The organism is Chromobacterium sp. Ag138, from assembly GCF_055181315.1.
On record NZ_JBUPWA010000001.1, the window covers coordinates 1,004,775 to 1,018,320 of the forward strand.

13 protein-coding genes are annotated in these 13,546 nt (G+C 66.8%); 6 read left to right on the plus strand and 7 right to left on the minus strand.

The features are described 5' to 3' along the window. Position 1 precedes the first annotated feature (1 nt). Genes ACY3GB_RS04185 through ACY3GB_RS04195 form a run of 3 tightly spaced genes read left to right on the plus strand, consistent with a single transcriptional unit; the run spans position 2 to position 2,860 of the window. Positions 2-955, plus strand: a complete 954-nt coding sequence (locus ACY3GB_RS04185) for an EboA domain-containing protein (protein ID WP_463087633.1) — start codon at positions 2-4, stop codon at positions 953-955. A 22-nt stretch (positions 956-977) separates the two neighbouring features. Then, positions 978-2,051: a TatD family hydrolase gene (locus ACY3GB_RS04190; protein WP_463087634.1), complete on the plus strand. Its 1,074-nt coding sequence runs from the start codon at positions 978-980 to the stop codon at positions 2,049-2,051. A gap of 29 nt (positions 2,052-2,080) precedes the next feature. After that, a complete protein-coding gene (locus ACY3GB_RS04195; RefSeq protein ID WP_463087635.1) occupies positions 2,081-2,860 on the plus strand; it encodes a VOC family protein in 780 nt (259 codons plus the stop codon). Between the two features lie 76 nt (positions 2,861-2,936). Here ACY3GB_RS04195 and ACY3GB_RS04200 read toward each other — a convergent pair whose 3' ends face one another. Continuing rightward, the gene (locus ACY3GB_RS04200) at positions 2,937-3,434 is read right to left on the minus strand and encodes an Lrp/AsnC family transcriptional regulator (protein WP_463087636.1); all 498 of its coding nucleotides are present in this window, start codon (positions 3,432-3,434) and stop codon (positions 2,937-2,939) included. A 119-nt stretch (positions 3,435-3,553) separates the two neighbouring features. Between ACY3GB_RS04200 and ACY3GB_RS04205 the strand changes: the two genes are divergently transcribed. Further along, complete coding sequence (locus ACY3GB_RS04205) at positions 3,554-4,171, plus strand: LysE family translocator (protein WP_463087637.1); 618 nt, start codon at positions 3,554-3,556, stop codon at positions 4,169-4,171. A 58-nt stretch (positions 4,172-4,229) separates the two neighbouring features. Here the strand turns inward: ACY3GB_RS04205 and ACY3GB_RS04210 are convergent, their stop codons facing one another. From ACY3GB_RS04210 to ACY3GB_RS04220, 3 genes are all read right to left on the minus strand, one after another. Further along, positions 4,230-5,345, minus strand: a complete 1,116-nt coding sequence (locus ACY3GB_RS04210) for an alkene reductase (protein ID WP_463087638.1) — start codon at positions 5,343-5,345, stop codon at positions 4,230-4,232. Positions 5,346-5,414: 69 nt separating this feature from the next. Beyond that, positions 5,415-6,221: a 2,5-didehydrogluconate reductase DkgB gene (gene dkgB / locus ACY3GB_RS04215; RefSeq protein ID WP_463087639.1), complete on the minus strand. Its 807-nt coding sequence runs from the start codon at positions 6,219-6,221 to the stop codon at positions 5,415-5,417. After that, on the minus strand, positions 6,218-7,534 hold the full coding sequence (locus ACY3GB_RS04220) for an MFS transporter (RefSeq protein WP_463087640.1): 1,317 nt from the start codon (positions 7,532-7,534) through the stop codon (positions 6,218-6,220). The genes dkgB and ACY3GB_RS04220 overlap by 4 nt, the downstream gene beginning before the upstream one ends. A 102-nt stretch (positions 7,535-7,636) precedes the next feature. Here ACY3GB_RS04220 and ACY3GB_RS04225 point away from each other — a divergent pair, with 102 nt between their 5' ends. After that, positions 7,637-8,569, plus strand: coding sequence for a LysR substrate-binding domain-containing protein (locus ACY3GB_RS04225; RefSeq protein ID WP_463087641.1), 933 nt, complete (start codon positions 7,637-7,639; stop codon positions 8,567-8,569). A gap of 67 nt (positions 8,570-8,636) precedes the next feature. Here ACY3GB_RS04225 and hflX read toward each other — a convergent pair whose 3' ends face one another. Beyond that, the gene (gene hflX, locus ACY3GB_RS04230) at positions 8,637-10,025 is read right to left on the minus strand and encodes a GTPase HflX (RefSeq protein ID WP_463087642.1); all 1,389 of its coding nucleotides are present in this window, start codon (positions 10,023-10,025) and stop codon (positions 8,637-8,639) included. 168 nt (positions 10,026-10,193) lie between these two features. Here hflX and ACY3GB_RS04235 point away from each other — a divergent pair, with 168 nt between their 5' ends. Next, positions 10,194-11,456: a DEAD/DEAH box helicase gene (locus ACY3GB_RS04235; protein WP_463087643.1), complete on the plus strand. Its 1,263-nt coding sequence runs from the start codon at positions 10,194-10,196 to the stop codon at positions 11,454-11,456. A gap of 316 nt (positions 11,457-11,772) precedes the next feature. Here ACY3GB_RS04235 and ACY3GB_RS04240 read toward each other — a convergent pair whose 3' ends face one another. After that, entirely contained in the window at positions 11,773-12,105 is a 333-nt protein-coding gene (locus ACY3GB_RS04240) for a DUF1801 domain-containing protein (RefSeq protein ID WP_463087644.1), read from the minus strand. A gap of 242 nt (positions 12,106-12,347) precedes the next feature. After that, on the minus strand, positions 12,348-13,379 hold the full coding sequence (locus ACY3GB_RS04245; RefSeq protein WP_463087645.1) for a patatin-like phospholipase family protein: 1,032 nt from the start codon (positions 13,377-13,379) through the stop codon (positions 12,348-12,350). Between the last annotated feature and the right edge of the window lie 167 nt (positions 13,380-13,546).

The window sequence follows — 13,546 nt, forward strand, 5'->3', positions numbered from 1 at the left end:
CATGCGCATCGACACTCAAGACCCGACTCTCGCCCCTCCCTCCCATTCGGCATCAGACGCATGGGGCGCCTGGCGCGCCCGCCTGAGCGACTGGCAGGCGCTGCTGCAAAGCTGGCTGCGCGCCCGCGCCGACGGCGACTGGTACGCGCGGCAATGCAAGGATCTGGCCCACGCCACAACAGGCGACCGCCCGCTGAACCTGCTGTTCAAAGCGATGGGCATCGCGCCGCGCAAGCTGGGCAAACAAGACCTGGCGCTCAGCGATGAGGAACTGCGCCAGGCCCGCGCCTTGCAGCCCGGATTCGACGCCCGCCGCTGGAGCGTGGACCAGGCGGCCCGCGTCGGCTTGATCTTGGCCGCGGCCGGCAGCCTGTCCGACGGAGCGGCCTTCGCCGCCCTGCTCGACGAGCTGGCGAACCAGGGCGACATCCAGGAGCAGATCGCCCTGTATCAGGGATTCGCCCTGTATCCGCAAGACCCGGCCTTGCTCGCGCGGGCCGGCGAAGCCGTGCGCAGCGGCATCCGTCCGGTGTTCGCCGCCTTCGCGCTGCGCAATCCCTGGCCACAAGCCATGCTGCCGCAGGCGGCATGGAATCAGATGGTGGCCAAAACCTTCTTTCTGGACTTGCCGCTGTGGCCGATCCAGGGGCTGGCCGAACGCGCCGATCAGGATCTGGGCGAAATCCTGTGCGACCTGGCGGCTGAGCGCGCCGCCGCCGGCCGCGGCCTGAACCTGGAAATCTGGCGCCTGCTGGCGCTATGCCCCGGCGAGCGCGGACACGCGCTGCTGCGCCGGCATTACGCCGACACCCGTCCCGGCACGCACGAGATGTACGCCTTGCAACTGGCGGCGAGGGAAAGTCCGCACCCCGATGTCCGGGCGCTGGCGCCTGCCGGACTGCCCAGCATCGAATTCAGCGATGAATGGGAACGGCTGGCCCAGTGGCGGGAATGAATCCAACGAGGGGGAAAACCAGATGAGCGACACCCAGCAAGCAATCGAAGAAATGTTTTCCGACCGCAGCGCGGCCTGCCCCTGCTGCGGGGCGACATTGAGTCCGGAAATGCTGCGAGGCCTGCTGCGGCAAGCCTCGCAGCGGCAACAGGAGCGCCAGTCGCGCCACCGCCTCTCTCCGGGCGCGAGCGGCATGCTGATCGACCCGCACGCCCACATGATCGCGCGCACCACCGACGACTACGAAGCGATGGCCGCCAGCGGCGTCGTCGCCGTGATCGAACCGGCATTCTGGCTGGGGCAGGCGCGCACCAACGTGGGCAGCTTCATCGATTACTTCTCGACCATCGCCGGCTTCGAGCGCTTCCGCGCCGCGCAGTTCGGCATCCGCCACTACTGCGCGATCGGCCTGAATCCCAAGGAGGCCAACAACCGCGAACTCGCCGACGCCGTGCTGGACATCCTGCCGCGCTACCTGGGCAAGGAAGGCGTGGTGGCGCTGGGGGAAATCGGCTACGACGAGCAGACCGAACTGGAAGACCGCGCCTTCCGCGCGCAAATCGAGCTGGCCCTGGAATTCGACCTGCCCATCATGATCCACACGCCGCACCGCGACAAAAAGCGCGGCGCCAAGCGGACGATGGATACGCTGGAAGCCTGCGGCTTCGATCCCGCGCGCTGCGTGATCGACCACAACAACGAGGAAACGGTGCAGGAAGTGCTGGATCGCGGCTATTGGTGCGCGTTCACGATCTACCCCTCCACCAAGATGGGCAACGACCGTCTGGCGGCCATCGTGGAGCGCTACGGCCCGGAACGCATCATCGTCGACTCCGCCTGCGACTGGGGCGTGTCCGACCCGCTGGCCGTCGCCAAGTCGGCGCGGATCATGGCCGCCCACGGCCTCGACGAAGCCACGATACGGCAGGTGGTCTACCACAATGCGCTGGCGGTCTACGGCCTGAGCGGCGAAATGAGCGAAACCGACTGGCTGGAACCCGCGCCGGTGGATCAGCGCACGCTGTACGGCGGCAACTCGGTACTGCGCGGCCAGGCCCCGCGAGTGGACCAGGACAACCCGGACCGCATTGTGTGACGGCGAAACATCCCCAAGAGGAAAACGGCATGACAAGCAGACAAAGCAATCCCGTGAGCCTGGTTTCGCAATGGTTCATCCGCCACGGTTGCGTCGAACAGGTGCTGTCGGCGCTGCCCGCCTATGTGCAGGACGTGATGGAGGAGCCGGGAACGCTGATTTACCTGGTCCACGCTCCGCTGCCGGAAAACAATCCCAACCCCTTGCTGCAATCGCTGCCGCCCGCCGTGCGCCCCAGCCTGCTGTTCTTCGAAGAATATGCCAGCGAAGACGCCTTTCTGGCCCATGTCAAAGGCCCGGCCTTCACCGCTTTCGTCGACAAATACGGCCAGTGCTTCATCAGCAGCGATGGCCGCACCTACAACACGGTCACCTTCCTGCGCCGCGAGCAGGGCTTCATCCGCGGCCTGGACAGCCGTTCCCCGCAAGCCGAGCAGATCGGCAGCCTGAACCGGCATCCGGCCGTGATGTTTGAAATCATCGCCAAGGATCAGGACAAATCCAAGGCGTTCTACAGCGAAGTGTTCGGCTGGCGCTACCAGAACGGCGGCTCCGGCTTCGCGTATGTCCACTTCCCGCTGCAACTGCGCACCCTGCTGGGCGGCATCGGCCAATCCGAAAACGGCGTGCCGGGCATGGAGCCGGGCCACAGCTTCTATTTGCTGGTGGAGGACTTGCAGCTGGCCATAGACCGCGCGCTGGCCGCCGGCGGCAGTCCGCACATGCCGATCACCAGCGTGGACGGCTACACCTTCGCCATGATCAAAGACCCCGAAGGCAACCCGATCGGCCTGCTGCAGGCGGTCTGAACTTCGCGCCCCCAGCCGTGTCCGCGGGGCGCGAAGGCCGCGCGGCGCTTCAAGCTTGCCGATCGGCCGCCTCCGGCTAGCGGCGCGCTTCCGGCCCCACCGGCAGCCGGCCCGACATCTTCACTTCGCGCAGCGACAGGCTGGAGCGGATGGACGACACGCCCGGCAATTCGCGCAGCACGTCGCGAACGAAAACGCCGAACGATTCCAGATCCTCGGCCACCACTTGCAGCAGGTAGTCGCACTCGCCGGTCAGGTTATGGCAGGACAGCACCTCCGGGATCGCGCGCACCATCTCCTCGAAGCGCAGCGGCGCCTCGCCGATATGGCTGCCGAAGCCGATCTGCACGAAGGCGAGCACGCCGTAACCCAGCTTCTTGCGGCTCAACACCGCCTGATATCCCTCGATATAGCCGTCGGCTTCCAGCCGCTTCAGCCGGCGCCAGCACGGCGTTTCGCTCAACGCCACCTGCTCCGCCAGTTTCGCGTTGGACAGCCTGCCGTCCTTCTGCAGCATGGCCATCAAGGCAAGATCCACATCATCCAGGTTTGATTTTGGAAGATTCATTTTCATTCACGCAAAAACAAGAAAGAGTCTTTTTAAATTTAACGCGTCGGCGCAAGAGAAAGCAAAGCAATTTCATTCCGCCAGGCGCACACTAGCCGCATCGCCTTCCTATGCCGGAGCCCGCCATGCTGTCCTTGTCCGTGTTGTCGCTCTACCTCGCCGCCCTGGTCGCCGTCTACATCCTGCCTGGCCCGGACATGGCGCTGGTGATGGCCACCTCGGCCAGCCGCGGCGTCGGCGCCGGCTTGATGACCGCTGTCGGCATCGCCGCCTCGCGCTTTCTGCACGTGATGATGTCCGGCCTGGGCCTCGCGGCCCTGATGGCCACGCATCCGCTGCTGTTCGACGCGGTGCGCTGGATAGGCGCCGGTTATCTGCTGTGGCTGGCGTGGAAGGTGGTGCGCGCCAAGCCGGCGCCGGAAGATGCGCCCCAAGCGACCGAGTCCGGCCGCGCGGCGATCGCGCGCGGCTTCCTGACCAATCTGCTCAACCCCAAGGCGCTGATGTTCTGCGCCCTGTTCCTGCCCCAGTTCGTCTCGCCGGCGCACGGCGCGGTGCTGCCGCAGTTCGCCCTGCTCGCGGCCATCCTGGTCTCGGTAGGGCTGTGCTTCGATACCGCCTACGCCTTCGCCGCCTGCGGCATCGCCCGCCGCCTGAAGGGCCGCGGCCCGGCGGTGAGGCTGCAGAAAGGCCTGCTCGGCGGCGTGTTCGTGCTGATGGCCGGCCGGCTGATCTTCGGCTGACGGCCCGCCCCCGTCGGCGCGATGACAAAGAGCCATCCGAGGATGGCTCTTTGTCCGTTCAAGTCGAGGATGCGGCCAAGGCCGGATAGTCGGTCAGACCGCGGGCGCCGCCGCCGAACAAGGTGGCGCGATCATGCGTCGCCAGGGGCGCGCCGGTTCGCAAACGCTGCGGCAGATCCGGGTTGGCGACGAAAGGCCGGCCGAAGGCGATCAAGTCGGCCCAGCCGGCGGCGATCGCCTCGCGCGCCCGTTCGGCGGCGTACTTGCCGGCGTATATCAGCACGCCCGGGAAGGCCTCGCGCAGCTTCCGCTTGAAAACCGTCGGCATCAGCGGCGCGTCGTCCCAATCCGCCTCGGCGATGTGCAGATAGCCGACGCCCAGCTCGCCCAGCAGCCTGGCCGCGGCCAGATAGGTGGTTTCCGGATCGCCGTCGACGCAGCCGTTCAGCGTGGTCAACGGCGCCAGGCGAATGCCGACGCGCGACGCGTCTCCGCTCCCGTCTATCAAGGCCTGCGCCACTTCGCCGAGGAAGCGCAGCCGCTTCTCCAGCGTGCCGCCGTACTCGTCGGTACGGCTATTGGCGTTCGAGTCGATGAACTGGTTCACCAGATAGCCGTTCGCGCCATGCAGCTCCACGCCGTCGAAACCGGCGGCCATCGCGTTGCGGGCGGCGGCGCGGTACTGCTCCACCACTTCGCCGATCTCGGCGACGCTCAAGGCCCGCGGCGCGGAAGCCTGGACGAAGCCCGGCGTGCGGCCGTCCTCGCCAGCGATGAACACATTGACGCCGACGGCCTGGATAGGCGACGACGATACCGGCTGCTCGCCGCCCAGCAAGCTGGCGTGGCTGAGCCGGCCAACGTGCCAGAGCTGCGCGAAAATGCGGCCGCCGGCGGCGTGCACGGCGTCGGTCGTCTTGCGCCAGCCGGCCACCTGCGCCGGCGTGTGGATGCCGGGCGTCCACGCATAGCCCTTGCCTAGCGGCGAGATATACGTCCCTTCGCTGACGATCAGGCCGGCGCCGGCGCGCTGCGCGTAATACTCGGCCATCAACGCATTAGCTTCGTCGCCGGGCTGGCTGGCGCGCGAACGCGTCATCGGCGGCATCACGATGCGGTTGGGCAGCGTCAGCGCGCCTAGCCGCAGCGGTTGAAACAGAGGGTCCTGCATCATGGTGCTTGTCCTGTCGATGCCGCGGCCTGCCGACCGCGGACGGGTTGCTTCGGATCGGGCGCGGCGCGCTCAATCCCACTGCGGCGCCAGGCCGTCGGGGTTCACTTCGCGGCCATTGCGCTCCAGCGCGGCGATTTGCGCCATGTCCTCGCCGCTCAAGCGCAGGGTCTGCGCCAACAGGTTGCTGGCCAGATTTTCGCGTTTGGTGGACGACGGGATCACCGAATAACCCAGCTGCAGCGCCCATGCCAGCACCACCTGGGCCGGAGTGGCCTGGCGGCGCTGCGCGATGGCGGCGATCACCGGGTCGCCCAGCGCCTTGCCGTAGGCCAGGGTCATGTAGGAAGTAACGTGGATACCCTCGCCTTGCAGGAAGCCGACCAGCTTGCGGTTTTGCAGATAGGGGCTCAGCTCGATCTGGTTGGTCGCGATCGCGTCCTTGCCCACCGCGGCGATTGCCTGGCGGGTCAGCTCGATGTTGAAGTTGGACACGCCGATCCGGCGGGTCAGGCCCTTGGCCTGGGCGTCGGCCAGCGCGGCCATGAAGGCTTCGACGGACACGCCGTTGCCGGGGGCCGGCCAGTGGATCAGCGTCAGGTCGACGTAGTCGGTGCGCAGCTTGGCCAGGCTTTCCTCCAGGCTGGCCGCCAGTTTTTCCGGCGCATAGTTGTCGACCCAGATCTTCGTCGTCAGGAACAGATCTTCGCGGCCCACCCCGGACGCGGCGATCGCCTCACCCACTTCTGCCTCGTTGCCGTAGATCTGGGCGGTGTCTATCGCGCGGTAGCCGAGTTCCAGGCCGTTGCGTACCGAGTCGATGACGACCTGGCCTTGCAGGCGGAAAGTGCCGAGGCCGAAGGCGGGGATGGTGTTCATGGTGTGTGCTCCGTGGTGGTCATGGGAAAACCGGCAGCAGGCGCGCGCTCTTGTCCGATGCAAGAACAGCGTGAAGTGCGCGCTGCCGTTGAAAAGACTCGGATGACGCGCTCAAGGCGCGGGGGCAGCGGCTTCTGCGGCCCCCCCGGCAGGACGCCGCGCCGGTCCAGCGCGCCGCTGAAGGCGGTCAGCGCAAAGGCGATCAGCGTCACCGCGGCGGCGATCCACGGCGTGTGGCCCAGGCCGCCGCGCTCGACGATCAGCCCGCCCAGCGAGGAACCGCCGGCGACGCCAAGATTGAAGGCGGCGATATTGAAACCGGACGCGACATCGGCGGCCTCCGGCGCGAAACGCCGCGCCTGCTGGACGACATAAACCTGCAAGCCCGGCACATTGCCGAAAGCCACCGCGCCCCAGGCCAGCATCGTCAGCGCCGCCAGCCAGGCAATGTGGACGGTGAAGGTCAGCGCCAGCAGCACCAGCGCCAGCAACAGGAAGATCCGCTTCAGCGCCTTGACCGGTCCGGCGCGGTCCGCCAGCTTGCCGCCCCAGACATTGCCGAAGGCGACCGACACGCCGTAGCCGACCAGCGCCAGGCTGAGCTGGGCCGGCGTGAAACCGGCGACCTGTTCCAGCAGCGGCGCCATATAGGTGAAGGCGATCAGCGAGCCGCCGTAGCCGACCGCCGTAATCGCGTAGACCAGCAGCAGGCGCGGCTGCGTCAATGCGCGGAGCTGCCGGGCCAGCGGCGCCGGCGCGGCCTGCGCCAGGCGGCGCGGCACGAAGACGATCGCGCCGACGAAGGCGATCAGGCCGAACAGCGCGACGACCAGGAAGGTGGCGCGCCAGCCGAAATGCTGGCCGATGAAGGTGCCGAGCGGAATGCCGGCGACAAAGGCCACCGTCATGCCGCTGAACATGGTCGCGATCGCGCGGGCGGCCTTCTCTTTCGACACCAGCGTGGTGGCAATGACGGAGCCGACCGAGAAGAACACGCCGTGGGCCAGGCCGGTGAGCACGCGCGCGACGACCAGCGACTCATAGCCGGGCGAGCGCCAGGCGACGAGATTGCCGACAGTGAACAGCGCCATCAGCGCGGCCAGCAGCGTCTTGCGCGGCACGCGGCCGGTCAGCGCCGTCAGCAGCGGCGCGCCGATGGCGACGCTGAGCGCGTAGAGGCTGACCAGCAGGCCGGCGGAAGGCAGGCTGGCCTGGAGATCGGCGGCGATGGTCGGAATCAGCCCGACGATGACGAACTCGGTCGTCCCGATGGCGAAGGCGCTGATGGTCAGCGCGAGCAAAGCGAGTGGCATGATGAACATCCATGGGTCCGTGAGGAATGGACGCAGTGTGCCTGCTTTACTTTTGCGGAAAAACCAGCTTATAAACGAAACTCTTTTGAAAAAAAATCAATAATGAAAATCACGCTGGATGAACTCCAGGCCTTCGCCACCGTGGTGGACACCGGCTCCATCACCGCCGCGGCCCAGCAGCTGAACCTGACCGTGTCGGCGATCAGCCGTTCGCTGGCGCGGCTGGAAGAGAAACTGAAAACCACGCTGCTGCGCCGGACCACGCGTCGCCTGGAACTGACCGAGGAGGGCCGGACGTTTCTGCACAGCGCGCGGGCCATCATCGATTCGGTGGACAGCGCGGAAGAACAAATGCTGGCGCGGCGCGAACAGCCGTCCGGGCGGCTGCGGGTGGACGCCGCCACGCCGTTCATGCTGCACGTGATCGTGCCGTTGGTGCGCGGCTATCGCGAACGCTATCCGCAAGTGGAACTGGAGCTGAACAGCAACGAGGGCATCATCGACCTGCTGGAGCGGCGCACCGACGTGGCGATCCGCATCGGCCAGCTGAAGGACTCGACGCTGCACAGCCGCCTGATCGGCCACAGCCGGCTGCGCGTCCTGGCCAGCCCGGCCTATCTGGCAGCCCGAGGCCAACCGCGGAATGTCCAAGAATTGGCCAAGCACGCGCTGCTGGGCTTCAACCAGCCCGAGACGCTGAACGTCTGGCCGCTGCTGGGCGCCGACGGCGAGCCCTGCCGGATAGAGCCGGCGGTGCGCGCCTCCAGCGGCGAAACGCTGAGGCAGCTAGCGCTGGGCGGCGCCGGCATCGTCTGCCTGTCGGACTTCATGACCGAGCGGGACCGCGAATCCGGCCGCCTGATGCAAATCCTCGCGCCCGACACCCTGGACATGCGCCAACCGGTCCAGGCCGTCTACTACCGCAACACCGCGGTATCGTCGCGGATCGCGTCCTTCATCGACTACCTGGCCGAGGCGTTGGGCGGCAAGCTTCCCGAGCGGCGGCCTGCGGAGTGGGCAGCTGCCGCGAAATGAAAAAAGCCTTCCCGGTCGGGAAGGCTTTTCGCTTGCGCTGCCGCTGCGCGGCAGCCGCCGGGAGCAGTCAAACCTCCCAGTACTCTTTCTCCCTGCCTTGCGAACCCGGGTTGAGCTGCTCACGCAGGCTGCGCAGCTTTTCCGGCTCGCCGCGCACGCGGAAGCGGCTGCCTTCCTCATCGGCATGCTCTTCCAGCACCTGGCAGTGGCTGTAGATCTCGCCGCGCAGTTGCTGGGCGGACCACGGCAGCAGCAGCTCGTCTTCCACCAGATCCTGCTGGAAGAAAGAGACGATGGCCGCGCGCATTCTGGACACGTCATCCGGACGAAGCGCGCTCATCACCACGCAGCCCGGGTAGCGCTGTTGCAATTCCGCCGTCCAGGCGGCCTGCGCGGCTTCGTCGCCGACATGATCGATCTTGTTGAACACGCGGATGCGCGGCAGCTCGTCGGCGCCGATTTCCTTCAGCACTTCGTCGGTCACTTCCAGCTGGCGCAGGAAACCCGGATCGCTGGCATCGATGGCATGCAGCAGCAACGAGGCGTCCAGCGCCTCTTCCAGCGTGGACTTGAACGACGCCACCAGGCCGTGGGGCAGGTTCTTGATAAATCCCACCGTGTCGCTGACCAGCACGCGCGGCACGCTCTCCGGGTACAGCACCCGCACCGTGGTGTCCAGCGTGGCGAACAGCTTGTTGGCCACCAGCACCTCGCTGCCGGTCAAGGCGCGCATCAGCGTGGATTTGCCGGCGTTGGTGTAGCCGACCAGCGACACCCCGCCCAGGCCCATGCCCTGCCGCTCCAGGCGGCGCGCGCGCTGGGTCTTGCGCTCCAGCTCCATCGCGATGATCTCGCGCTGCAACTCGGCGATGCGGTCGCGCACCTTGCGGCGGTCCAGTTCGGTATGCGATTCGCCGGAACCGCGGCCGCCCATGCCGCTGCGCTGACGGCCTTGCGGACCGGCCAGCTTGGCCGCCTCGCGCAGGCGCGGCGCCATGTAGCCGAGACGGGCGATTTCCACCTGGGCGCGCGCCGCGCGCGAGCGGGCGTTGCGATGGAAGATCTCCAGGATGACCATGGTGCGGTCCATCACCTCGCAGCCTACGGCCAGCTCCAGATTGCGCATCTGCGACGGCGAGATTTCATGGTCCACCAGCACCGCGTCGATTTCGACCACGCTGGCGTCCAGCGCCTGCGGCTCGTCTTCCAGTTCGTCGCCGCGGATGCCGCGTTTGACGAACATGCTGATTTCCTCCAGCTTGCCCACGCCCATATAGGCGGTGCGGTCGAAGCTGTTGCGCTTTTGCACAAAGGTCTGCACCACCTGGAAGCCCAGGGTCTTGGCCAGCTCGCTCAGTTCGGTGAGCGAGGCCTCGAACTCGACATCGCTGACTTCAGGCAACTGCACCGAGGCCACAATGGCGTAGCGGGGCTTCTCTTTGACTTCTGTTTGCATCTACGGATGGCTTTATTTTGGATGAAGAGCCCAGATAGTACTCGCAAACGGCGGTTTCCGCTGGCAAGTCGCGCTTCTTTCTTGACCGGATGTCCGGCGCGGCCGATACTCGTGCCGCCTCGGGCCATCTGGCCCTTATCTCCCTTATTTAAACAGCTGTCGCCATTCATGCCATTCGCTTCCCTGGGCCTGCAGCCCGATCTGGTCCAGTCCGCTCTCGAGCAAGGCTATATCCAGCCCACCGCCATCCAGAACGCCGCCATTCCCGCTATCCTGCAAGGCGGCGACCTGCTGGCCACCGCTCAAACCGGCTCCGGCAAAACCGCCGCTTTCTGCCTGCCGCTGCTGCAGCAGTGGTTGTCCAGACCGCGCGGCATCCTGCGCCAGCCCCAGGCGCTGGTCCTGCTGCCCACCCGCGAACTGGCGGCCCAGGTCGGCGAGATCCTGCGCGACCTGGCGCAGGCCCTGCCGCGCAAGCTGAAAGTGGCCGTGGTCTACGGCGGCGTGTCCATCAATCCGCAAATGATGGCGCTGCGAGGCGGCGCGGACATCGTGGTGGCCACGCCAGGCCGGCTGCTGGATTTGCTCGACCACAACGCGCTGCGGCTTTCCGCCGTCAAGACGCTGGTGCTGGATGAGGCCGACCGCTTGCTGGACCTGGGCTTCGCCGACGAGCTGGGCAGCGTGCTGGAGCGGCTGCCGCCGACGCGGCAGAACCTGCTGTTCTCCGCCACCTTCCCGCTCGCGGTGCGCGCGCTGGCGGAAAAGCTGCTGAACCAGCCGCAGCGGATAGACATCGAACCAACCGCCGCCACCGCGCCGGACATCCTCCAGCGCGCCATCGAGGTGGACGCAGACAAGCGCACCCTGCTGCTGCGCCATCTGCTGGCGACAAACCATTGGGACCGGGCATTGGTATTCGTCGCCAGCCGGCAGGCCGCCGACCGGGTGGCGGACAAGCTGCAGCGCAACGGCGTGCCCGCCGCCGCCCTGCACGGCGATTGCAGCCAAGGCCAGCGCGGCCAGGTGCTGGCCGACCTCAAGTCGGGCCGCTTGCGGGTGCTGGTGGCCACCGACGTGGCGACGCGCGGCATCGACATCGCCCGGCTGCCGCTAGTGGTGAACTACGACCTGCCGCGCTCGCCGGTGGACTACACCCACCGCATCGGCCGCACCGGACGCGCCGGCGCCCGCGGCGAAGCCATCAGCTTCGTCAGCGCCGACTGCGCCGCCCACTTCAAGCTGATCGAAAAACGCCAGCAGCTGCGGCTGCCGCGCGAGCGGATAGAAGGCTTCGAGCCAAGCGAAGCCGCCGTCCCGCCCGCCTCGCTGACGGACCCCGACGGCAACGGCGGCATCAAGGGCAAACGCAAGAGCAAGAAAGACAAGCTGCGCGAAGCCGCCGCCCGGCAACAGGCCGGCGGCGACTGAGGCAAGCCAGGGCGGCCGCGCCGCGGCTTCCGCCAGGCTAAAACCCGGCCCCGTCGCCAGGCCCCGCCTCCTCGCTCGGAGCAGGCGGAATGCACCCCAGCAAGTCGCGGCGCGGTCCTTCAGCTTCATCGGCCGCGCGGCGCTGATGTCCTACCTGGCCTCGGCGCTGGCCCCGCATAACCAGAGGCATGGCTACCAGCAGCTGCGCAGCGAACTGCCGGATTGAGCGGTGATCAGCGTCTCCCACCGGCCCGAGGTGGACGCTTACCATGATCGTGCCTGGCGGATAGAGGGATGAACCCGCGCGCCGTCAGCCCTAACTCCGCCCGCTCTTCCCGGATTTGGATTTCGCCGCGGCAAGATTGAGCGCGACCGCGGCGCGGATCAGCGCCTTGAACGCATCCGCGTCTATCGCGTCCCCTTCGCGGATATCGATGGCGCGCCTGGCGTTGCCGTCCAGGCTGGCGTTGAAAAGCCTGGACGGATCGTCCAGCGAAGCGCCTTTGAGAAAGGTCAGCTTGACCACCGACTGGTAGGATTCGCCGGTGCAGATGATCCCGGCATGCGCCCAGACCGGCGTGCCCATCCACTTCCACTCCTCGACGACCTCCGGGTCCGCGTCCCGGATAAGCTGGCGCATCCGGCTCAAAGCCGCTCCGCGCCAGCCGCCAAGCTCCGCGATTCTTTCATCTATCCGTCGGGACGCCGGCAAAGCCTCGGTTGAAACCGCTTTCCGCATTGCTTCCTCCGCTCAAGAGAACGCCATGGCCCCATGGGCCCGGCCAGCCGCCTCGCTTTCCCATGCAAGGCGACGCCTTTGCATTTTGAACTCGGACGGGCATTCATGCCAAAAACATATCCCGCCTGACACTCCTCGCAGCCTGACAAGTGTCAGGACTGGAGAAACAAGCTGTTGATGTCCACGCTGGCGCTGCGCCCGACCTTGCCGCCATGCTCCGCCATCCAGGCCTGCGCCGCCTGGCGCCCTTCGTCCCGCAGCCAGGCCAGGAACGGGCCATAAGTCAGCGCCCGGCTGGACGAGTCGAGTTCGGCCAGCAAATCATGGGCCTCCACCAGATGGAAGCGCGTGGCCAGCAGATGGCGCTCCAGCCGGCCGCGCAGATAGGCTGGCGCATCCGCCATCTCCCGCAGCAGCGCGAACAAGCGCATCTCGCGCAGAAAGGCGCTGTTGAAGCCCAGCAACATCGCCCGGCGCTGGATCTCGTCGGCGGTGCGCGGGGTATCGCCATGCATCATCGGCGACAGCAACACCAGCAGGATGTCGTCGCTGCGGCAAAACTTGAACAGCGGAAAGATCGCCGGGTTGGCGGCAAAGCCGCCATCCCAGTACGGCTCGCCTTCTATCATCACCGCCTGCTGCAACGATGGCAGACAGGCCGATGCCAGCAAGGCGTCCGCGGACAGGTCGGCATTGCGGAACAGCTTCAGCCTCCCGCTGTTGGCGTGCGTGGCCGCGACGAAAAGCTGCACCGGCGAAGACTGCCGGATGCGCTCGAAATCGAACAACGAAACGATGATGTCCCGCAGCGGGTTGTAATCCAGCGGATTGAGCTGGTACGGAGAAAACCATTGGGACAGCTGCAACACCATTTTCAGGCTGGAGGACACGGTGGAATCCATGCTGAACGGCAAAGGCCGGGCCATTTCTCCCGGCAAGCTTTCCCCCACCCTGCGCCAGAACGCCGCCAGCGCCTCCCGAGCCGCATCCGGCCCGCCATGGCACAGGCCATGCGCGACCGCCACCGCGTTCATCGCGCCGGCGCTGGTGCCGCTCAAACCGTCGAAACGATAGCGCCCCGCCTCCAGCAGCGCATCCAGCACGCCCCAGGTAAACGCCCCATGCGCCCCGCCGCCCTGAAGCGCCAAACTCAGCGACGGCCTGCCTTCCACACGCCAGAACATAGCCGCTCCAATTATGCTGCACTGCACAAATATGGCATGGCGGCTTGCCATTCACAAGTTGCGTTTGCATGAACGCGGCAAGCCGCGCTTGCCATTCGGTCTTTCAATGGCGGCATGCGCGGCGTCTGAAGAGCCGGCCATCCTCCGGGCGCCGCGGCCGGCTCACC